Origin of the sequence: Streptomyces rimosus (genome assembly GCF_008704655.1) — a bacterium.
Classification (GTDB): Bacteria; Actinomycetota; Actinomycetes; order Streptomycetales; family Streptomycetaceae; genus Streptomyces; species Streptomyces rimosus.
The window spans coordinates 1-19,112 of record NZ_CP023688.1 but is presented as its reverse complement, the minus strand read 5'-3'; the positions used below and the strand labels follow the sequence as shown (position 1 = coordinate 19,112).

Here is a 19,112-nt window from a genome sequence, read left to right as displayed (position 1 = left end):
GGAGGAACTGATGGGATCGAAAGCTGCCATCGTGGCATTTGCGGATGAGCATCCGCGAAATATTCTTCGGCGTGAACCGGAAATTGATCTGCAGAAAGCCAGGCTGTTGGCGGAGGAAGTCCTCGGGGCGACAGCTAGCGAAACGGAACTGCTGCCGCTCGACTTGGCGGCCTGGCCCAGTCCGGGGACTGTCTGCACGGCGTCCTTCCCCGGCCTTGAAATCGTCTGTTCTCGTGACCTGGCGAAGGCCAACCCCAGTCAGCTTACTGAATACGTTGCCCGACGGGCAGCCGGACGGACTGCTTATGGCGTGTTCATGCATAGCGCAGAAGACTGGGCATCCTTCGCTATGTGGTCAGGCGGTGAGCTCCTGCGTTCAGTAAGCATGAGCCCAGATTCCGGGATCACCGAAGACCTAGGGGAGCGCCTCTCCTTCGAAATTCCCTTCTGGAATGGCCAGCGCCCGGCCAGCGACTCGGGCTACTCTCTGCCTTTCCATCCGGTGGAACTGGGTAACGAAGCGCTGAGGGAATTCTTCGGATTCATCCTCGAAGGGCACGAAGACTCCTCATGTATCGATCCTGAGGAGATCGAGATGCCAGCTTTCTGCGCTGGCGGGTAGCCGGGATACCGGTGACCGGGTAGCCAGAATGCGGTGAGTTTCTGCGAGTACGTTTCCTACCGCAGTCTGCAAGAGGGGCCTGTTGATTCTCACAGGCTCCTCTTGCAGTCAAACAGCCGGGTAAGGGAACGTGTGCGGCGATGAGCCCGCTACCTCCCCCCACTTGCTGCTGCCCTTGGTCATGTTGCCCATTCGAGCCCGTGGTGGGCGAGAGCGCTGCGCTGCTTTACCCCGCCCCGCGGCATCGACGAGGTGGTCGCCGACCTGGAGCGCATCCTGGCCGTTCTCTCCCTGGACATCCCGGCCGTCCGCACGGTGGCCACCACGCTGCTCCTCGACGGTAAGCGTGACGACGCCTTCCGTCGCGCGCGCGATGAGCTGTTCGCGGCGTGGCGGGCCGCCGGCCTGTCAGGAATCCCAGGCCCAGGCGCCTCGTCTTAGACGGTAGTCACGGGCTGTCACAGATCAGCGGAGCTGACGCAGCTCTCGTCTAAGCCCTCGTCAACGACGGGGTCGTCGGGCTCGCCGATGCCCGGGAGGTGCTGCGCCTGCTGCCGGGCGTGGTCACCGACGACGACACGCACACCTGTCGTGGCGAGCTTGCGTGACACCCGAGGCTGTGGAGGACGCCTTGTCCGTCTGGGGTACCAGCTCACGGCCCTGCTGCCGGAGCTGGCCGACCGCGGCGAACACCTGAGCTGGCAGCGGGCCCGCGACTGCGGACGCGGCGCCGCCTGCCAGCACGATCACCGTCAGCCCGTACCGGCCCTGGGCCTGGAGACGGGCCGGGCCACCGTCGTTGAGCTGGGTGTGCGGTTTCCGTACGACGCGCCGCGGCGATGAGCGGTGGGGCGCGGTAGAGGTACGGCATGGTGGGGCAGTGGGCGCGGTGACCGGCCGGAGCGACATGCCGGCTGCCGGCCAGGTGCGGCCCGGCTGCTACGGCAGGAGCAGGAATGACCTACATGGAGCGGTTGAGGCAGCAGCTGCTTGCGCAGGCGCGCCCCCGGGATCACTGGGACCGTCCCGGCGGGGACTGGGGAGGACACCCGCGCCAGCCTCCCTCTCTGGTGTCCCCCTTGCGGTCCGGCGCCAATTCCCACTACCGGATCGGGTCCAGGGCACTGCACCGCGGCGAGACCGAGACCGCCGAATCCCTGTTCCACTGCGCCCTGTCTGACGCCGGGCACCCGGGAGCGGCCTTCCGCGTGCTCGCCGCTGCCGCCCGCCGCAGCACCGCGGCCCACCAACAGGGGCGCGGACACCTGCTGGGGATGCGCGCCGCCGTCCGCTACCTGCAGCGTGCAGCCGCGTGGGGACACGGCGACGCCCGGCAACTGCTCGACTGGATCAGCTCCTCACCCGCCGGCCCGGCCCGGCCGGAAGACGGGGAAGCACAGGACGCCGCCACCGGCTACACCCCCCAGGACCCGGACTTCTACCCCGAGATCCGTCTGTTCCTGTACTGCCTGATGGGCGCCCGCCCTGCTGCGCCCGCCCGGTGCACGACAAACAGCGCGCCCTCGTCCTCTTGACCGTGCTTACCGTTCGCTGAACCTGCGGACACGAGGGGATAGGGGCGGGATCCCGTTGTTCTTCGCCCACTGCCGACTCGCGGCTCAGCGTCCGTGGGCTTCTCATCGCGGTGTCCTGACGGCGGGGCCTTTGACGTGCGTATATGTCGGGCCGTGTGGCGCAGCGAGTGCGATATGCCCGGAACATGGATTGCAAAATCGCAGGCCACTTTCAGGCGAGTCGGCACCTGGGGTCCTGGACATCTGAGCCCACCGCCGTCGCCGACCGCGTCCTGACCACCGGCGACCTCTCCGCACTCCCTGGCCGACAACACCCCGCGGAATGAAGCGTGCGGTATTGGCTGTCCGGCGGTTGAGGTCCCCGACGGCCACAGCCGGTATCGATGTGGCGTTACCAGCTGCGTGCGGTGCGGTGCAGATCCTCGAAGCTCGTGTGTAGGTGATGCCCGAGCGTGCCGTACTGCGGATCGGCCAGCCACCGGGCTGCGGCGAGCTGGTATGTGGTGACGGAGACCGCGGCGGTCAGCGTGGCCGCCGGGTCGGGGATGCCCCGTGTGCGCAGCGCGGCGGTGATCGCCTCACTAAGGGCTGCCAGTTTCGCCCATTCGCGTTCTCGCAGATCGGTATGTGCGTCGAGAATGCGCCTGCGGCGCTGTGCTGCCTCCCGGCGCTGGTCGAACCAGTCACTGCCGGCGATGAATGCCGCGTTGACCGCGTCGAGCGGGGACTGCTTGGCGGGTGCCGTTCCCACCGCTTCGCGGACCTTGGCGATGAACGAGTCCTGCTCGGGGAAGAGCACCTCGCGTTTGTCGGCGAAGTGGTTGTAGAAGGTGCGCTCGGTCAGGCCGGCTCGCGTCGCGATCTCGGCGACGGTCGTGCGTTCGTAGCCGCGCTCGGTGAACAACTCGATCGCGGCTTCCTGCAGTCGTTCCTGCGTGTCGCCCGGCCATCGTCCCATGACACGCAGAGTAGTGACTACAGAAACTGCAATCAAACTGTACGGTGATTGCAGACCCTGCAATCACTGTGGTGCTGCGGGACGATGGAGGCCGCGGTGGTGCAGACGACGTGAGTCATGTGAAGCGGATCACGAAGGAGCTCGTGATGGACACTGCCGGAACGAGGGTCGGAGTGTTTCTGGGAGGCACGTTCGCGCAGGAACCTGGCATGACCAACCTTGTGGACCGGGCTGTGGAGTTCGCGCACGAGGTGGCCGACGCCGGGGTGCGCACCGTGTGGTTCGGACAGGCGGCGGATTACGACGCGCCCCAGCTCGCCGGGCTGGTGGGTCGGGCGGAACCCAGGGTCTGCGTAGGTACCTCGGTCGTGCCGATATATCCGCGCCATCCGCTGCTGCTCGCGGCGGCGGCGAAGACGGCGCAGGCGGCTGCCGCCGGGCGCTTCCGGCTCGGCGTCGGACTCGGCGCGCGCACTGTTCTCGAGCCGCAGTTCGGCCTGCCGTATCCGCCGCAGATCCAGCACCTGCGCGAGTACCTCACCGCACTGCGCCCGCTGCTGGACGGCGACGACGCCGCCTTCGTGGGACAGACGCTGACATCGCGTCCGGTCGGCGCGACGGCCGTGGCCGGGGCTTCCCCGGCGGTCCCGGTGCTGGTGGCTGCGATGGGGCCGCGGGCCCTCGCGGCCGCGGGCGAGCTGGCCGAGGGAACGATTCCCTTCCTCGCCGGGCCTCGTACCCTCGCCGAACAGATCGTGCCGGCCATCGCCGAAGCCGCCGCCGCGGCCGGGCGGCCGGCCCCGCAGATCGTGGCCGGGGTGCCCGCGGTGGTCACCGACGACGCCGCAGCCGCCCGCGACCGCGTCTCGGCCGCCCTCGGCTTCTACGACAGCATCCCGTCCTACCAGAAGGTCATCGCGACCGAGGGGCTGTCGAACGCGGCGGACCTGCTGATCGCCGGCGACGAGGCCACTGTCACTGCCGGTCTGCGCCGCTACTTCGACGCCGGGGCCACCGAAGTCATGATCACCCACACCGACCTCTTCGACGCGCAAGACCGCGCTCGGACCTGGGCTATCGCCCGGCTTCTGTGACTCGGGACCGAACCGGCCGCACCGCCTCCGGCTTCTCCCGCCGTGATCCCTGTGCGGTTCTCGACCGCCCGGTCTACCGCCCCCGCGGAAAGGCAGGACCACCGACCAAGCTCCGGCGGTTCCTGGTGCGAGTCGGCACCAGGCGCAGCTGCGCCGACGAGGTGGCGGGGGCGTCAGAGTGCGGCATAGTCGAAGAGGGCCACAGTGGCGGCCAGCAGGTGCCCGTTGCGTGCCGCGTGCTGCAGCAGGCGGTACTGGGCGCCGGTGTCGGGGTCCTGGGGGTCGAGGCAAGGCTGGTCTGGGCTGGCCGGAAGGGGTGTTGTGGTCATCGGTTGGCGCGGCGGCCGGGGCGGGCCCGGTTGGCGCGGCGGGTGGGGTGGTGGGCTAGGAGGAGGCGGAGGACTTTGCGGGCGTCGTCGCGGCGGGCGGGGTCGCGGGCCAGGAGAGCGACGGCTGTGGCCAGCAGCCGGCCGACGGCGGCCAGGGCGAGGGTTGCGCTGGTGCAGGTGAGTGCCGTCATCACGACAGGGGCCTCCTCGTTGCGGGGCGGTACGGTGCCGCGTGGATGTGTGGTGGTGATGACCAGTCAGCCACGGTCGGCGTTCGGCGAGGGGGACGGCGAATGACAGCGAACGACAGCGAACATGCTGGTGAGCCGTCCGACGCGGTCGCGGAGTTCGCCCTGTGGCTGCAGGAGCTGCGCCGGCAGGCGGGAAAGCCCAGCTACGCCCAGGTGGTGCGGCGCAGCAGGCGCCGCTACCCGCATGCCACCGTGCGCGAGAGCACGATCTCGGACATGCTCAACGGCAAGCGCCTGCCGCGCTGGGAGACGGTCGAGCCGGTCGCCTGGGCGCTGGGTGGTGAGGAGGCGGTGGCGGCGTGCCGTCAGCGGTGGATCGAGGCCGACATGGCACGCACCCCGCCGGTTCCGCTGGCCCCGCCGGTGCCCCCGCCGGCCCTGGAGGTGCCGTCGGCCCAGGAGGTTCCGCAGGGCCAGGCGGTTGTGGAGCCCTCCCGCTGTCCGGACACTGAGCCGCTCCCGGCGGCCGTCCCGGAACTGACCGGCGGCGCTCCGGTGCAGGCCGGGGCCGCCAAGGAGCCGGCCGTGCTGGTCCGGCGCCGGCGGTGGCCCTTCGTGGCCGGTGGGGCGGTGGTGGCCGCCGCGGCCTTGGCGTGCGTGTTCCTGCTGCCGGGCAACGGACACCGGCCCCACCCGGGCGCCTCGGCAACGGGCCTCGCTACCCCAACCCGCTCGCGCACAGCAGGACAGAACACGGCGAAAGCTTCCCTTTCCCCGTCTTCCGTGCCTCAGCCGGCGTGGACACCGGGAACAGCGATGCTGACCGCTCATTCCTCCCGCCCGGCCCGTACCCGGGACGGCCTGGTCACGATCAGTGTACTGTCGGTCGACGGCAACAACATCCCGGGAGTCGTCTACTCCGTCATTACCCCGTGGACCACCTGCCAGGTCTCAGGGGGCGACGTCGGCCAGTCCGTCGTGATCAAACGCTCCTCCGACACCTGGATTCGCCTGGTCATCATCGACTTCCCGGAAACCACACACACTGACGCCGCATCCACCGACTTCGACATTCCCATCGACTTCCAGATCACCCGCGGCCAGGGCCCCGCGCCCCGGACGACCCAAAAATGCACCTGACCCACGGGGTGGGGGATGCCGGACCGTGTTCGGCGAACAGGCCGGGACCGCGGTCGCTGGCCTTCGCCGGCACCAACAGGGCGGCTGCCGCGTGGCTTCGCAGCCCCGAGCTACCAAGAGGCCCTGCCTTCATGCCCGCAGTCCGCCGCGATCACCCGATCGAGACTCCCGTTCGACACCCGCCTCTCGAGATCGGAACGACAACAGTGGGTCCAGCGCACCGGGTGCTGGAGCCGGGTCACCCGCGTGCTGCTCACGTACGAGCAGGTGCGCGCGTACGGTCTGCCGGCGGCCGAGGGCAAGCGCGGCGACCCGCGGTGGCCGGCCTTCGCCCGCCGCCACGGCCTCGACCCCGCCCACCCGGTGCAGTGGGAGGTCGAGGCCCTCGAACCGCACGAGCTGCAGCGCCTGGTCCTCGCCGCTGTCGACCCTTACGTCGACCGTCAGGTGCTCGCCGGGCAGATCGCCCGCGAGGAAGCCCAGCGCCGCGTCCTGGCCGACTTCCTCGGCGGCTGGGGCACGGCGAGGGGGTAGAGCCCGCGGTGCTGGCCCGTCGGAATGTGCGGTCGGGCCAGCAGCGTCGTCGTCAGGTTACCGGCGGCGGGGAACATCCCGGATGCCGATGTTTCCTGCGAATGCGCTGAGCTGGTCGAGCACTTCGAGGAAGGACAGTACGCAGATGACGGCGGCGAAGAGCGCGAAGGCGGTGAGGGTTCCCAGCGTGGCGAGGAAGGGCTTGCACCACCCGACGTTTTGGGGAAGGAGCCGCCTACCGAAACGGCGGTAGTGGGGCTCGGGTATTGCGCCGAAACCGCTCCACGGCCGCCGACCAGTTGTCCTCGACTGCATGTACGCCGCCTGCATCTTCGCAGCCGCGAGCCTCGTCATCGTCTTCGTCAGGCTGCTCACCGAGGGCGTGAGCAAGCATCTCGCGTTCAGCGACACGATCGGCGGCGGGCAGGGCCAAGAACAGCGCTGCCGCCTGCCGCAGGAGAATGCCCGCACCCTCCAAGGCAGCGTGCGCGCGTCCGATCTCGTGCCAGCTGACGCCGGCCTTCCGCGCCGTGCCGGTAGCTCCGCACGATGCCGAGTGCATCCCCATCACGAGCCGATCCACCGTCTCCAGCGCCGACTGCGGATCTGCCACCACCTGTTGTTGGAACTCCTCCAGGAGTACTTCTTCGGCCAGCGCCAGCACCGAGGACGCCGGTGACTCCGCCTTCTCGTTGTTCACGTCTGCTCAACGATTTGGAAGAGGCCGAGGACTCGGCTGCCTACGCAAGGGCCGAGTTTGCGGTTCTTGCAGGCATGTCCCCATTTCGGTAACCGGCTTTCGGTTTTCGTCGCCGAAAACGTCGGTGGCGCGACAGCGGCGGCCCGGGCCTTGGCGGATGTCCCGGGCTGCGGGTGGTCGTTGTCTGGGTATGAGTGATGCTTTGTCCGCCGGTACGGCGGGTTCGAAGAAGCCGGAGACGGTGCGCGAGGGAAAGCCCGGGAGGGCGTGGGCCCTGCTGCGGGAATTGGACACGTCCGTTTGGGACGTCATCGAGGAGGCCGCAGCCCCAGGAGCGCCGCCGCTGGTGCTCATTGACAGCTACGTGCAGTTGAGGACGGAGCTGAAACGGTTCCTGGCCGCTGCGGACTCCCGGAACGCTTCGCTGGCCCCTCCAGCGGATGTACCCGCGCAGCCGCAAGCCCCACCAAAGCCCTCCAGTACCGCTCCGAGACCTGTTGCGGCGCGGCAACCCGCCCGGCCGGTCGGTGAGCCAGCCGTACTGGTGGCCAAGTGGCTGCGAGCCGACCCCGATCTGAAGGGGCCGCAGGCCGCCCAGCGGCTGACCGAAGCCGGGCACCCGGTGGTGACGCGTACGGCCCAGCGGCTGCTGAAGAAGGCACGCGGATGAACCGAACTGGGCACGCCCTCTCTGCGACCTCAGCGATCCCGCCTTGATGCCAGTAATGACCGCCAAATCAGCGCCTAATTATCGTCCAATGGTGCTATGGTGAGGGTATGGCTGACGACAAAAGTCCCAGTGTGGAGTCATTGCTGGAGGAGGCGCGGCTGACGGCCGCGATGCCGTCTCCGGAGGAGCGGTTGCGGTTGCGGACGGCGGCGAAGCTGTCGCGCACCCAGGTGGCGCAGGCGTGCGGGGTGGGGCGTCAGACGGTGGCGAACTGGGAGGCCGGGACCAGCGAGCCGGCGCCTCCGGCGCGGTTGGCGTACCTGCGGCTGTTGGAGGGCCTGGCTCAGCTCCACCCTGCTCCGGCCGAGGCGCCCGAGGCTCCTGCCGCGCCGGTGCCAGCGGCGGCTGTGGCGCCGGTGTTCGCCGAGGCGTACAGCGCTTTCGGTCCCGACGGTCTGGTCGTCCAGGGCGAGATGGCCCCGTGTCTGCGCTGTGGTGCCCCCACTCCGTACAAGGCGACCGACGGCCGTTCCCTGCACCCGGGCGGTTTCTGCCCGGCTCCCGCCGCCACCCCGGTCTCCGCTTCGCCGCCCGCGGCTGCTCCGGCCACGGAGCCGGCCGCGGGTGCGCCGGCTGCCGCTGTGCCGGCGCCGACCACCTCCGCAAGCTCTGCCCCCGCCCCGGGGCCGGATTCGAGCCCGGCCGCGCTGGCGGCACGCAACGCGCAGCGTCACCAGTCCCAGCGCCGCGCCCGCTCCGCCGCCCGCGCCCAGGCCGACACCGAGCAGCTCATCGTCCGCGCGGTGCGCACCGAACTGGACAAAGCCGAGGGCGACGCGGATGCCGCGACGGCCGCGCTGATCAAGCGGGCCATCCCCGACGTGATGGCCCTGTTCGACGAGACCCGCGTCAACGCCCGCTACGACTACACCGCCTACCCGGCCCTGCCGGACATCCTGCACAAGCCGAAGAAGGGCGATCCCGATCTGATCTGGGAGGCCCGCCCGAACTGGCGCCACCCCGACCACCGCCGCCACCCCGACGGCCCCCTTCACGTCACCGCCCTGGACGTCAATGCCGCCTACCTCTCCGCGATGAAAACCTGGCTGCCGATCGGCAAGCTGGAGCACTCCACCGACGGCACGCATGACCGCAAGCGCGCCGGCGTCCACCTGATCACCCCACCCCCGTGGGACCACCGCGACCTGCCCAACCCCCTCGGCGACCGCGACGAACCGGGCCCCCTGTGGGTGACGGAGTCCACCCTGCGCCTCCTGCTGCGCCTCGCGGGCCCCAAGTACCGCCTCCTGGACGAACCGCCGCACATCCACGAGTCCTGGACCTCCGGCGCCACCGAGAACTTCCTCGACGCCCTGCGCGTCCTGCTCGCCGGCGCCCGCACCAAGGCCATCGAGGCAGGCGATGACGTCACCGAGGCGTATGTGAAAGCGATGTACGCCAAGTTCGTCTCCACCCTGGGCGAGTCGGTCCACAACCGGGAGATCATGCGGCCGGACTGGATGCACCTCGTGCGCTCCCAGGCGTTCGCGAACCTGTGGAACCGCGCCTACAAGGCCCACCAGGCCGGCCTGACCGTCATCAGCGTCATGGGCACCGACGAGCTGCACGTCGCCGGCGACTGGCGCCCGGTCTTCCCGAGGGCCGGGGCCTGGGGGAGATGAAGGTCAAGACCGACCGCGACGGCGAACCCGTCATCTACACCGTCACCGCGCCTGACGGAGCCCGCTGATGGCGGGGCGGTGGATGGAGCTGGGCCGCTACAACGCCCAGGGTATGGGTGGCGGTGACGCCCTCGGCTACGGCATCGAGCGCATGGTGACGGGCCTGCAGTCCTCGCCCCACTCCGAGCGGGGCATCGCCGCCCGCCTGCGCTACCTGACCGCCTCCGAGGCCGGCTACGCGGCCATGGAGCGCGCGGGCATCAGCGTGACCACCCGCACCCTGTACGCCTGGCTCGCGGAGGAGCGCTCGCCGAACGCGGCCAACCGCCTGAAGCTGGACGTGGCGTACTGGGACCTGCGGCGTCGCAACGTGGCCGCGGACCTCAAACGCCGCCTGACGTCCCGCGGCGGCACCCGCATCGAAATCAACCCGGTCGACCAGACCCGGGTCGAAGGCCGCCACCAGCGGGACCTGGCCACCCGACGGCTGTCCGTACGCCCCCGCGTCTGGGATGCGGCGGTCGATGCCTGGCTGGCCGACGACGCCGAGGCGTTGGACCGCATCTGGGATGACCTCATCACCGACCTCGGCTCCGACTACGACGCGTACAGCAACGTCTCCTCCGTCGGCTGGGCCGCCTGACCACAATGCCATCCCGCATCACATGGGCGGCATGGTCGGTCGAAGCGGCCTTCTCGGGCATTCTGCATCTGTTGCGCCGCTATGCAGTGCCCGGGAATGCCGCTGAGCACACCGGGCTGGCGCAACAGTGGGGTTATTGCTTCAGAGCTCCGCGTTTGATGCCTTCAAGACAGGTGGTGACGGCTGTCTGGAGGGCCTCGAGTTCGCTGACTACGTCTGCTTCGTAGAGGTCGGCGACGTCGTCCAGGGCGAGTTGCTGGAACGTCTTGGAGGCTTTGGTCACCTGACTGTGGAACCGGGCGCGTCGTTCCTGGAGGCTGATTTCCGGGTTGGCCTCGATGGTCTCGGTGATGAGCTGCTGGACGGCTTCGTAGGCTTGCGCGACCGACTCGGCCGGGCCGTCTAGCGCGGTGTTCTCCAACTGGGTCAGGTAGCGTTCGGCCTCGGCCTTCACCTGCGCGGGCGCCTCGATGCATCGTCCCGCCAGGGTCTTGACGGTGCCCTCTTCGGCGATCTTGCGGACGTAGTCGAGTTGGTCCGTACGCCGTGCCTCGGTCGCCAACGCTTTCTTCAGTTGGGGAGCTTCGGCAAGAGCACGGGCCATTGACCTCTGGAGTTCGCTGTCGTCCTCCAGACGGTCCATCAGCGCCTCGTGTGCTGCTGTGGCGGCTTTGGGATCGGCGAGGATCGCGGTGCGCAGGGCGCTGGGGTTTGTCGCGATGTCGAGGGCCTTGCTGTAGCTGGTGCCGGATGCTTCAGCTTGCTCGGCGATGGCCTCGCGCCGGTCTGTGGATCGTTCGAAACTGGTGAAGTAGGTGCTCCACAGGCTCGTGTCGGGCAGTTCGACAGTGTCGCCGGGCCGCAGTTCGTCGCAGGCGGGTACCAGGCCGGCTGTGGCAGCCCGTTCCCACGCGTTGTAAAACCGGGAAACCCGGTCGGTGGAACACCGCGCAGCCGCGGCGAAAGCGGTCAGAGGGATCTTCTGGGATGGTCCGGCGAGTTCGCCGGCCTGAGCTACCACCGTGCCGGGTCGTTGACCACGGTTCTTGTGGACGCTGCGGGCCACCATGAGGCCGAAGAGCCACCCGCCCGACGTTGCGTAGGTGCCAAAGCGCTGCGCGTCTTGGAACACCGGATCCGCAGAGAGATCAGGGCCGAGGAGCTTATTCACCACGGCCCGCATCTCGTCCATCTCCTGACGGATATGGGGGACGCCTTCATGCGGGTGTGGGATCTGCAGGAGAACGCGGACATGCTCGACCTTGGTCCCCAGCCCGAACGGGGGCTTGGCCTGCAGGAAGTCGGTGAAGTCGGCGAAGGGCTTCTCCCCATTGACTCCGGAGGGTACCTTGCGCCACGTGTCGGCCTTGACGACTGCGGCCAGCAGCCCCAGAAAGCCGACCGGGCTGCCGCCGTTGCGTTCCAACGACTCCCGAAGCTGGTATACCTGCTGCTGCTCTTCGGTGAGGTAGCTGTTGGAGTCAGAACGAACAGACATCTGATCCCTTCCTAACCGAGATACCTGCTTAGAGCCTTGGCCGCTCTAAGCCTGCGGTCAGCCTTGTCCACCGTGTCGGCCTCGGCCGAGGTGTAGCCAGCAACCGAGTTCACCCGGCCGGTCGCATTCGTCACCGCCTGCTCATAGCCAGGTGCCTTGACGCTCACTCCGCGGAGGTGAAGGTAGCTGGTGATCTCATCCTTCACCTTGGCGTTGATCTCGGCGACCTGCTGGCGCTCCGTCTTGGGTACCTGCGGTGGGGGCGCTGGAGGTGCCGATCGCGGGTCGGGTACGACCTGCTCTTGTACCGCCAAGCCCGCCAGGTCCAGGAGCCTCAAGAGTTTGGTGGCATCTTCGCCGGAGTCCACCGCAACCTTCAGTCCCTCGATCATCGTTAGCGTGGAGGCCTCCATGTTGCGTTCGTTGTCGGACGCCCGGGTATTCGTCGCGTAGGCCTTGTCGATGTAGGAAATCTCCTCCTGGACTGTCCCTCCAGGCCCGTCCGGCTCACCGGGCTCCCGTCGCTCGATGATTGCCAGCCCCTGCTGCTCCTCCTCTCGCAGGTACCGCAGGAACTCCTCCATCTTGGGGTCGTCCGGTGCGACGATCACACACGACTGCTCTCGTGGCGGCGGTCCCTCCTTCCACACCCGAAGGCCCCGTCCCACCAACTGGCTGAGGTGCCCGCTGTGCCGGTAATTGGTAAGAATCCCCACCACAGTGATCTGCGGACAGTCGTAGCCGATGAATGCCATTCGAACGGTGACCAAGATGTCCATCGGTTGGTGCTTGAAGTCTTCGAGAGTCTGCGCCGCGTCGGTCTCGGACGACACCGCCAGGCCGACACGTAGAGCGGGATACCGCTCCTCAAGGTACTTCTTCACCTTTTTCGCGTCACGCTGCTCGATGCAGGAGATGAGACCTCGGTAGGACGCGTGAAACTTCTGCTTATCGCGCACCTTGGCCACGACGCGATCCACCAGAGGCTTCCAAACATCCTCATCGCGCAGCACTGGAACCAACTCGCTGCCATCATCGGACAGGTTGTACTCCAGCACTCTGTCTCCCGCTCCGCTGCAGGGATCCCCGAGTGTGCGCTTCGATACACGAGAATCTGTACGATGCAGCTCGAACGTGCGCAAGTACCCTCAGCGATGCCGTCCGAGTACTTCGCCTGCGCGTGAGACACCAGAATCCGCTTCTTCGGATCGTCTGGATCCGACTCATAGTCGGCAAGGATCAACGGCTGCCCGTCAGCTCGGTACGGCGTCCCTGTCAGCAGAACCGTGTGCAGCGCATACTCGTGCAACTGCTCGACCAGAGCTCCCGACTTCGTGCCGCCATCTTCCCTGTCATCGGAATTTGATCCGCAAAACTGCGCCTCGTCGGCGACCAGCAGGAAGCGCCCTCGATGTTCCCGCCCCACTCCATGAAGACACTTTCGTTGTGGACCAGCGAGCAGTACGTGGCGACGAACCCCGTGCCCGGTTCACTCCACTTCGTGAGGGGAGTCTCTTTGATCTTGTGCCGGATTCTCCCGAATCGCTTCGCCGGGTCGAATAGATGACACATGCCGTGGACCTGTTTGTTCAGGTCCACCCACATCCAGGTCGTCTCACACTGCACGGCGAGAGCAATACGCGGCGCGAAGACAGCTACGTAGTCGATCAGCCCAAGCCGGAACAGATGGGTCGCAAGAGCCTGGTATGCGAGCGTCTTGCCCGAGCCAGGTGAGGCTAGAACAACCGAAAAGCGCTGCTTTTCCTGAATGCGCTCAAGCGCCTGAAACAAAACTTCGCGCTGAAAGGGGCGAGCTTGGAACTCGTCCGCATACTGCGACCCGGTTCCTTTGCTTGTATTGCAGGGGCCGCATACTGCCTGACCGTTCTCGATCGTGGTGGGGCCGCCCTCTGACCATGGGATTCTGTGATCGGCATTCCAGTCCTCACCCAGTTCCGCGCTGCAAATCTGGCAGCGCCCCTCGGCCAGGGAGAACAGCACCTTCCGCTGATCTTGTCTGAAAAGCCGTCGGGTATCACGCTCGGTCACTACATCTCCGCCCTTCACCGCATGACACTTAAACAACGCATCAGAAGCCATTTCGGCACGGAACGTACTGAAATTGTGTAAGACGCCTACCCAAACCGTCCCGGCGGATCGGCGCTGACAACGTCACGACCGGTGGAGATCGACGCGACGATCGCCCAGCAGGCCCGCGACAAGCTGAACGCGCTGGACCTGGCCCCGGCCGTCGTCGTCGGCGACGGGGAACAGGGCCACCGGGCCGCGCCCCGTATGACCGGCTGATCTCCACGGCCGCCGTCCAGCGGATCCCCCCGGCCTGGCTGGACCAGATGAGCGCCGGCGGCACCATCCTTACCCCGCTGGCCACCCCGTTCGGTTCGGACGCCCTGGCCCTGCTGCGCTGCGACGGCCACGGCGCCGCCGAGGGCCGCCTGGTGGCCGCCGTGAACTTCATGCCCGTACGCGGCCAGCGCGGACACCGCCAATGGCGCGACCTCGGATGGTTCCGCTTCCCAGACCTGCGCGTCATCGCTGACCACGACAGCCAGACATCCAAATTCGGAAGTGACCCCTGCCAGGCCGCTTCATGACGGTGCGGTGCCGACGTTACAGGCTCTCAGCATCCTCCGACCGATACCACTGATCACGATGCTGGAGAGAGCGTCGCGCGGCCGCCTACCTTCGGTGAAAGATGCATCGGGCTGTTTGTGGGCGGGTCACCGGATAGGGAAGTGATACCCGAACAGAAGGTCAAGGTAGGCGAATGCTGTGGAGTGATCATTCTTCTGGTAGGCATCGAGCGCCTTTCTGGCGCGGGTCGCCGCCGTACTGAGCTTGGACAGTGCGTCTCGGCGGGTTGCCTCGCTGGAGCAGGCGGTAAACCGTCCCGCCTTGTTCTTCGGATCGTTCATGGCAGCGAGCTGGTGGCCGCTGAGCTTCTCCAAGAACAGGCACATATCCCAAACCGGAATAAAGTTTGATATGCCCGCCACGTACTGGGCGGCGCGCATCTCCAGGTAAAAGGAGGAGATCGGTACGTTGTTGTAGTACTTCCATGCCTTGGCCAGCCGGGCGAGCCTTTTGGCGCCGCCGGCGACAGCAGGGATCTGGTTGACCTCGTTCACGTAGCCCAGGTGTGCGGTAGGCGCGGAGTCCAACCATCCCCCGGCGGCTCCGGGGATGTCGTAGACCGGCGTGTCACCGCCCCGGAGGGTGACGAACCCGGGAAGCACCTCCCAGGTCTCTGCCCCGCCGTTGAACCTGACTTGGACTGTGGGGCGCCGGACCACGACCTCGGTAGACGGGAAGCTTGCCTGGAGCGTGGACTTCACCCAGCCCAGGGCGGTGTCCGAACTGTTGGGGCGGCTGGCTTTGATGCTGACCAGAAGGTCCACGTCGCAGTGCCCCCGGACACCAGTGCCATGGGTGAACGATCCCGTCTCCCGGAACAGGAAGACTCCGAATGGTGAGGCTTCCAGCGAAGCCTCCACACTGCGCCGATGGCGCGCCTTCGCGTCACGCTCGCCGGCCGTAGGTACCAACTGCTGCAAGAAGGAGTCGAACCCCTGGTGCACGGAAAGTGCCATGTTTGCCCCTTTACTGTATTTCGGACTGGTCTGGTGATGCGTCGACGGCGTAGGTCTGCCCGCCGCCTTCGATGTTCTTTCGGCCGCGCAGGTAGGCGCGCCGGCCAGGTGGCTCGGCGGTCTTGTTCTGCTCATCGCGCCGGGCGGTGAGCTCGGCCAGGACCGTCCGCGCTTCGTCCACCGACGAGTAAGGAAGATCGATCTCGCGGGCCTGGCGGGCGGCGGTCTGGATCTCCAGATAGGCGTTAGCCGCTGCCGCGGCCTGGTTCATCCGGTGCGAGGCGTTGGTGGTCGTCAAGATGGCTCCCAAAACGGCGGAAGCCAGGGCGACGAGGCCAGCCACCACTCGCCCAGTGGTCGTCACCAAGGCCGTGGCGCCGGCGACGGCGGCCAGGCCACTGGCCGGGACACCCAGCAAGAGATTGATGGCACGCCAGCGCTTGGACTGCTCGAACTGGGACTGCGAGCTGAACTTCGCACTCTCCTCCAAGCGCTCCAGCTCACTTGCGATGGCCATGCGACGTTCAGCATCGGTTGACTGGTGGCTGATTTCCGGCATGGAACAACGCTAGCGTCGCGCACTGACAATCAGACCCTGTCGTTCACACAGCCAACTCTCGTAACTGAGCTCTACTCACGTTGCTGCCCATTCCAGTCCGAGGTCGGCCAGCACCGTGTGCTGTTCGGGCCGTAGTTTGGCGCGCCTGGATCGAGTGTTGGATAGCCATACGCCGAGTCGCACCAGCACTTCCTCGCCACCGTCCTTACCGTCCCCGTCGGCTTCTGCGGGCCGCAGGGTTTCGGTGTGTTTGCGGGGCACGGTGAGGGTGTTCTCGCGGGCCTGATACTGGGTCAGCGCGGCGACACCACGCTCGAAGGTGTTCATGCCGGCGAGGCCGGGCACGCCGTTGGGGAACGCCTCGGTACCAACCGGGCCGTCCTCCACCACGTCCTGGTCCTCGTCCGGGGAGGCGGGCCCGATGCCGAGAGCGGCCAGGCGTTCGCGTTGCCCGTCGTGGAGCTGCTCCCAGCCCTCGCGCTGCGCCTTGAGCCAGCGTCCGATGTCCTCGCCGTCCACGACGACCCCCGGCCGGATCTCGCCCGGGGTAGCACCGTCGTCTTCCAGCAGCCGTCGCACAAGAACGTAGCGGCGCTGCCAGTCGACGGGCCAGGACGGGTTCCAGTCCGGATCCAGGGCTTCCAGGAGCCGGCGGCGCTCGGTGGCCCGTTCCTCGTTGGCGCCGAGGCCGCCGGTCTTGCGCAGGTTGGCGAGCCACTGCCCGACCGCCACGTCGTCGGCGACCGCGTCCTTCGGGGCGGCGAGCGTCCCGTGCACCGCGTAATAGGTGCGGGCCGCGGACAGGTTCTTCATGAACTTCGCGTCGGCGACCGACCAGACCATCCCGAGTTCGTCCAGCAGCTCGGCGCGCCACGCCTTGAGCGTCCCGGCCCGAAACGCCCTGCGCTGCTCGCTGATCCACGCCCCCAGGGCGTAGATACGGTCGCCGTCTTCACCAAGGGTGACGGTGCCGTCCAGCGGTACCTGCGCGTTGCCGTTCTCCTCGACCCAGATCCGCAGGGCGTTCAGGCCGGCCAGCCACACCTCCGAATCCGGCTGCAACACCCGGGTACGCAGAAAGGCGGCGATGACGTCGGGGTTCTTCGGCAGCGAGAACCGCAGCAACGGCGTCTTTGTCTTCTTGCGCGCCTGTCGCCCGCCGACGTCGGCCCCACCGTCCTCCAGACCGCCATCGGCATCCTCCTCCGGCCCCGGAGCCTGACCGTCAGCGGCCTGCGACTCCGCGGCGCCCGGGCCCGCACCGTCACCCGCGCTGTCCGCGCTGACACCGCCTTCGCCTGCCTCGGCGGATTCCTCATCGATGTCGGCGTCGGGGTCAAGACCGACGACGCTGGTGGCGCGGCCGCGGGCGGTGCGGGTGGTGAGCAGCAGCCGCTGCGCGATCCGCTCATCGTGCGCCCGCAGTCCTTGGAGGACGGCGACCAGGGGCCGGTAGGAGGCCGAGGCCATCATGTCCTCGGGATTCTCCCCCGGCTTCAGAAAGATGGGCACGATCAGCCGGGCGACTTTGCCTTCGCCGGGGTTCTGGCGCAGTCCGCGTCCGGCGATCTGCACGATCTGCACCGGCGAGCTGCGCGTGTCCGCGAAGATCACCCCGTCCACACCCCGCCGGCCGCGGATGTCGATGCCTTCGCTGAGGACCTGACAGCTGTGCAGGATCTGCACATCGTTGACCCAGCCCTCGGCGTCCAGGCCGTCGGCGAACCGCCCCAGCACCTGACGCCGGTAGACGGCCGGATGCTCCCCGCACAGCCACTCCGAACCCACCCGCTTCGGGTAGACCGCGGGATCCATCGCGTACAGCTCCGCAGCCGTCTCCGGCAGCGCCCGCGCGGCCGCCATCGCCTCGATGGTGCGCCAGTGGAACGACAGCAAGGAGCGCGTTCCCAGGGCCTCGGTGCTCAGGTGCTTGAGCAGGGCGGCCTGCAGTGCCGCGAGACGCCGGCCCCGCACCTCTTCGACCGGAGCGCCTTCTCCGGGCATCTCTGGGTCGCGGATCTCCAGCACGTCGATCTCGAAGCTGGCGAGGACGCCGCGCTCGATGGCCTCCATCAGCCCGAACTCGAACAGCACCGGCCCGTACAGCGCTTCGTCATCCATCGAGGCGACCAGCCGCCCCACACCACCCGCATCGCCCTCCGCGGCCTCTGAACGCTCCTCAGCGCCCTTCTCACCCTTCCTCCGGCGGGTGCCGCCGGGGCCGGGCTGGACCTCCCACAGGCGGGGTGTGGCCGTCATGAAAAGCCTGCGCGCCGCGGGGATGCGCTCGTTGTCCAGCACCGACGCCCACTTCTTGCCCAGGTCACCGGACGTGCGGTGTGCCTCGTCGATGATCAGCAGGTCGAAGGTGCCGAGGCGTTGTCCGTAGGAGCCGCGCATCGCCCGCTCCAGCGCCCCCGGCGCCGAGTCGCCGGCCTGGCCCGGCCCGCCGGCCTCGACCGCAAGGTCGGCGCCTTCGTCCTCCAGTCCCTGCGGCACCAGCGACGCGTACGTCGCGAAGATGGTCACCGGTCCGCTGGCCGACGCCCACAGGGCCAGCTGTGTCGGGTTGGTCGTGCACCGCACGCCGAGCGTCTCCAGGAGAGGGTCGGCGCCGAGGGAGCACACGGCGATCATCGGCTCCTGGTGGCCCATGGCTCGCCAGGTTTCGACGGTCTGTGTGAGCAGTTCGAGCGTCGGCACCATTACCCCCACGCGCCCCCGGGGCACCAGGCGTCGGGCCGAGACCGCTGCAAGGCGCGTCTTGCCGGTACCGGTCGCCATCACCACCGTCCCCCGCAGGCCCCCGGCGGGCACCACCCCGTCCGGAGGTACGGAAAGGCCCCGGAAAATCGCGTCATCGGCTTCTGCCTGATGCCGCCAAAGACCGCTACTAGTCACTGACCGACTCCCAACCGACGATTTTTGCAAGCGAGTTCTCGCGCATGAATTCCCTGAGGCGCGTTACATAATTTGTCTGACTCGAAGAACCAGACGTCTCCGTCCGCTCCGGGGGTGACCAGTTTTTCCAGACTCTACCCGCCCTTGCATCACGCTGCATCAGTTTTGGAGAAACGTAGACACGAGGAGTTGTGTCCCGTAGCATAGGGGCATGCGGCGCGAACCGTGGAGGCTGGCGGCCCCTCAACGGGTCCGTTCACGAAGCACTCAGCAGCGGAAGGGGTCAGGGCGCCGCCGCCGCCGGTGCAGACCCCGGGCCGCATCGAGTATCCGTCTGCCCTCGGCAAGTAGCCCGCTGATCTTTGGCCTGATCCACAGTGACAGGAGCCAAGCGCCGCGAACGCTGCACCATAGAAAAGCGGCCCGCATTGAATTGCGGAGCAAT

General features: G+C 67.7%; 23 protein-coding genes. 12 read left to right on the top strand and 11 right to left on the bottom strand.

What is annotated here, in order from left to right:
* Positions 1 to 10 precede the first annotated feature (10 nt).
* Positions 11 to 622, top strand: coding sequence for a DUF6928 family protein (locus CP984_RS00095; protein ID WP_030190749.1), 612 nt, complete (start codon positions 11 to 13; stop codon positions 620 to 622).
* A 252-nt stretch (positions 623 to 874) separates the two neighbouring features.
* Positions 875 to 1,063 (top strand): hypothetical protein, encoded by a 189-nt coding sequence (locus CP984_RS00090; protein ID WP_003980072.1) that lies wholly within the window; start codon positions 875 to 877, stop codon positions 1,061 to 1,063.
* A 17-nt stretch (positions 1,064 to 1,080) separates the two neighbouring features.
* Here CP984_RS00090 and CP984_RS40970 read toward each other — a convergent pair whose 3' ends face one another.
* Entirely contained in the window at positions 1,081 to 1,233 is a 153-nt protein-coding gene (locus tag CP984_RS40970) for a hypothetical protein (protein WP_156100302.1), read from the bottom strand.
* Between CP984_RS40970 and CP984_RS00085 the strand changes: the two genes are divergently transcribed.
* Both CP984_RS00085 and CP984_RS00080 read left to right on the top strand, forming a co-directional pair.
* A complete protein-coding gene (locus CP984_RS00085) occupies positions 1,223 to 1,465 on the top strand; it encodes a hypothetical protein (protein WP_030190747.1) in 243 nt (80 codons plus the stop codon). The two genes, CP984_RS40970 and CP984_RS00085, sit on opposite strands and share 11 nt — an antisense overlap.
* A 227-nt stretch (positions 1,466 to 1,692) precedes the next feature.
* Positions 1,693 to 2,157: a hypothetical protein gene (locus CP984_RS00080; RefSeq protein WP_129820790.1), complete on the top strand. Its 465-nt coding sequence runs from the start codon at positions 1,693 to 1,695 to the stop codon at positions 2,155 to 2,157.
* A gap of 391 nt (positions 2,158 to 2,548) precedes the next feature.
* Here the strand turns inward: CP984_RS00080 and CP984_RS00075 are convergent, their stop codons facing one another.
* The gene (locus CP984_RS00075) at positions 2,549 to 3,115 is read right to left on the bottom strand and encodes a TetR/AcrR family transcriptional regulator (protein WP_030190745.1); all 567 of its coding nucleotides are present in this window, start codon (positions 3,113 to 3,115) and stop codon (positions 2,549 to 2,551) included.
* Positions 3,116 to 3,261: 146 nt separating this feature from the next.
* Between CP984_RS00075 and CP984_RS00070 the strand changes: the two genes are divergently transcribed.
* Positions 3,262 to 4,209: a TIGR03564 family F420-dependent LLM class oxidoreductase gene (locus CP984_RS00070; RefSeq protein WP_030190744.1), complete on the top strand. Its 948-nt coding sequence runs from the start codon at positions 3,262 to 3,264 to the stop codon at positions 4,207 to 4,209.
* 173 nt (positions 4,210 to 4,382) lie between these two features.
* On the opposite strand, the gene CP984_RS40965 is transcribed toward CP984_RS00070, so the two are convergent.
* Together CP984_RS40965 and CP984_RS00065 are read right to left on the bottom strand one after the other, a co-directional pair.
* Positions 4,383 to 4,538: a hypothetical protein gene (locus CP984_RS40965; RefSeq protein ID WP_156100301.1), complete on the bottom strand. Its 156-nt coding sequence runs from the start codon at positions 4,536 to 4,538 to the stop codon at positions 4,383 to 4,385.
* Positions 4,535 to 4,729 (bottom strand): hypothetical protein, encoded by a 195-nt coding sequence (locus tag CP984_RS00065; protein WP_003980077.1) that lies wholly within the window; start codon positions 4,727 to 4,729, stop codon positions 4,535 to 4,537. The genes CP984_RS40965 and CP984_RS00065 overlap by 4 nt, the downstream gene beginning before the upstream one ends.
* A gap of 102 nt (positions 4,730 to 4,831) precedes the next feature.
* On the opposite strand from CP984_RS00065, the gene CP984_RS40960 reads away from it, so the two are divergent.
* Positions 4,832 to 5,869: a helix-turn-helix domain-containing protein gene (locus tag CP984_RS40960; protein WP_003980078.1), complete on the top strand. Its 1,038-nt coding sequence runs from the start codon at positions 4,832 to 4,834 to the stop codon at positions 5,867 to 5,869.
* Between the two features lie 246 nt (positions 5,870 to 6,115).
* Positions 6,116 to 6,403, top strand: a complete 288-nt coding sequence (locus CP984_RS00055; RefSeq protein WP_003980079.1) for a hypothetical protein — start codon at positions 6,116 to 6,118, stop codon at positions 6,401 to 6,403.
* Between the two features lie 235 nt (positions 6,404 to 6,638).
* Here the strand turns inward: CP984_RS00055 and CP984_RS00050 are convergent, their stop codons facing one another.
* Positions 6,639 to 7,103 (bottom strand): hypothetical protein, encoded by a 465-nt coding sequence (locus CP984_RS00050; protein ID WP_129820789.1) that lies wholly within the window; start codon positions 7,101 to 7,103, stop codon positions 6,639 to 6,641.
* Positions 7,104 to 7,647: 544 nt separating this feature from the next.
* Here CP984_RS00050 and CP984_RS42520 point away from each other — a divergent pair.
* The 3 genes from CP984_RS42520 to CP984_RS00040 all read left to right on the top strand — a co-directional run bounded on the left by CP984_RS42520 (position 7,648) and on the right by CP984_RS00040 (position 10,098).
* A complete protein-coding gene (locus CP984_RS42520; RefSeq protein WP_255304190.1) occupies positions 7,648 to 7,773 on the top strand; it encodes a hypothetical protein in 126 nt (41 codons plus the stop codon).
* A gap of 107 nt (positions 7,774 to 7,880) precedes the next feature.
* The gene (locus tag CP984_RS00045; protein WP_398663969.1) at positions 7,881 to 9,455 is read left to right on the top strand and encodes a helix-turn-helix domain-containing protein; all 1,575 of its coding nucleotides are present in this window, start codon (positions 7,881 to 7,883) and stop codon (positions 9,453 to 9,455) included.
* Between the two features lie 67 nt (positions 9,456 to 9,522).
* Positions 9,523 to 10,098: a hypothetical protein gene (locus CP984_RS00040; RefSeq protein ID WP_003986479.1), complete on the top strand. Its 576-nt coding sequence runs from the start codon at positions 9,523 to 9,525 to the stop codon at positions 10,096 to 10,098.
* Positions 10,099 to 10,231: 133 nt separating this feature from the next.
* Here CP984_RS00040 and CP984_RS00035 read toward each other — a convergent pair whose 3' ends face one another.
* The 3 genes from CP984_RS00035 to CP984_RS41745 all read right to left on the bottom strand — a co-directional run bounded on the left by CP984_RS00035 (position 10,232) and on the right by CP984_RS41745 (position 13,696).
* A complete protein-coding gene (locus tag CP984_RS00035) occupies positions 10,232 to 11,596 on the bottom strand; it encodes a hypothetical protein (RefSeq protein ID WP_003986478.1) in 1,365 nt (454 codons plus the stop codon).
* An 11-nt stretch (positions 11,597 to 11,607) separates the two neighbouring features.
* Positions 11,608 to 12,654 (bottom strand): DEAD/DEAH box helicase, encoded by a 1,047-nt coding sequence (locus tag CP984_RS41750; RefSeq protein ID WP_226048575.1) that lies wholly within the window; start codon positions 12,652 to 12,654, stop codon positions 11,608 to 11,610.
* Positions 12,655 to 12,871: 217 nt separating this feature from the next.
* Complete coding sequence (locus tag CP984_RS41745) at positions 12,872 to 13,696, bottom strand: HNH endonuclease (RefSeq protein ID WP_226048574.1); 825 nt, start codon at positions 13,694 to 13,696, stop codon at positions 12,872 to 12,874.
* An 81-nt stretch (positions 13,697 to 13,777) separates the two neighbouring features.
* On the opposite strand from CP984_RS41745, the gene CP984_RS42515 reads away from it, so the two are divergent.
* Positions 13,778 to 13,903: a hypothetical protein gene (locus tag CP984_RS42515; RefSeq protein ID WP_263407356.1), complete on the top strand. Its 126-nt coding sequence runs from the start codon at positions 13,778 to 13,780 to the stop codon at positions 13,901 to 13,903.
* Positions 13,900 to 14,211 (top strand): hypothetical protein, encoded by a 312-nt coding sequence (locus CP984_RS00020; RefSeq protein WP_226048767.1) that lies wholly within the window; start codon positions 13,900 to 13,902, stop codon positions 14,209 to 14,211. Before CP984_RS42515 ends, CP984_RS00020 begins: the two co-directional genes overlap by 4 nt.
* Positions 14,212 to 14,337: 126 nt before the next feature.
* On the opposite strand, the gene CP984_RS00015 is transcribed toward CP984_RS00020, so the two are convergent.
* The 3 genes from CP984_RS00015 to CP984_RS00005 form a co-directional block, all read right to left on the bottom strand.
* A complete protein-coding gene (locus tag CP984_RS00015) occupies positions 14,338 to 15,207 on the bottom strand; it encodes an SMODS domain-containing nucleotidyltransferase (protein WP_003986473.1) in 870 nt (289 codons plus the stop codon).
* A 10-nt stretch (positions 15,208 to 15,217) separates the two neighbouring features.
* Positions 15,218 to 15,766, bottom strand: coding sequence for an SLATT domain-containing protein (locus CP984_RS00010; protein WP_030190736.1), 549 nt, complete (start codon positions 15,764 to 15,766; stop codon positions 15,218 to 15,220).
* Between the two features lie 75 nt (positions 15,767 to 15,841).
* The gene (locus CP984_RS00005; protein WP_030183732.1) at positions 15,842 to 18,667 is read right to left on the bottom strand and encodes a DEAD/DEAH box helicase; all 2,826 of its coding nucleotides are present in this window, start codon (positions 18,665 to 18,667) and stop codon (positions 15,842 to 15,844) included.
* Positions 18,668 to 19,112: the final 445 nt, after the last annotated feature.

Bases quoted from the DNA above. Each gene is read 5' to 3' on its own strand.
- CP984_RS00095 (WP_030190749.1), top strand. From the start codon at position 11: ATGGGATCGAAAGCTGCCATCGTGGCATTTGCGGATGAGCATCCGCGA.
- CP984_RS00075 (WP_030190745.1), bottom strand. From the start codon at position 3,115: ATGGGACGATGGCCGGGCGACACGCAGGAACGACTGCAGGAAGCCGCG.
- CP984_RS00070 (WP_030190744.1), top strand. From the start codon at position 3,262: ATGGACACTGCCGGAACGAGGGTCGGAGTGTTTCTGGGAGGCACGTTC.
- CP984_RS40965 (WP_156100301.1), bottom strand. From the start codon at position 4,538: ATGACCACAACACCCCTTCCGGCCAGCCCAGACCAGCCTTGCCTCGAC.
- CP984_RS00065 (WP_003980077.1), bottom strand. From the start codon at position 4,729: ATGACGGCACTCACCTGCACCAGCGCAACCCTCGCCCTGGCCGCCGTC.
- CP984_RS40960 (WP_003980078.1), top strand. From the start codon at position 4,832: ATGACAGCGAACGACAGCGAACATGCTGGTGAGCCGTCCGACGCGGTC.
- CP984_RS00045 (WP_398663969.1), top strand. From the start codon at position 7,881: ATGGCTGACGACAAAAGTCCCAGTGTGGAGTCATTGCTGGAGGAGGCG.
- CP984_RS00040 (WP_003986479.1), top strand. From the start codon at position 9,523: ATGGCGGGGCGGTGGATGGAGCTGGGCCGCTACAACGCCCAGGGTATG.
- CP984_RS00035 (WP_003986478.1), bottom strand. From the start codon at position 11,596: ATGTCTGTTCGTTCTGACTCCAACAGCTACCTCACCGAAGAGCAGCAG.
- CP984_RS41745 (WP_226048574.1), bottom strand. From the start codon at position 13,696: ATGGCTTCTGATGCGTTGTTTAAGTGTCATGCGGTGAAGGGCGGAGAT.
- CP984_RS00015 (WP_003986473.1), bottom strand. From the start codon at position 15,207: ATGGCACTTTCCGTGCACCAGGGGTTCGACTCCTTCTTGCAGCAGTTG.
- CP984_RS00010 (WP_030190736.1), bottom strand. From the start codon at position 15,766: ATGCCGGAAATCAGCCACCAGTCAACCGATGCTGAACGTCGCATGGCC.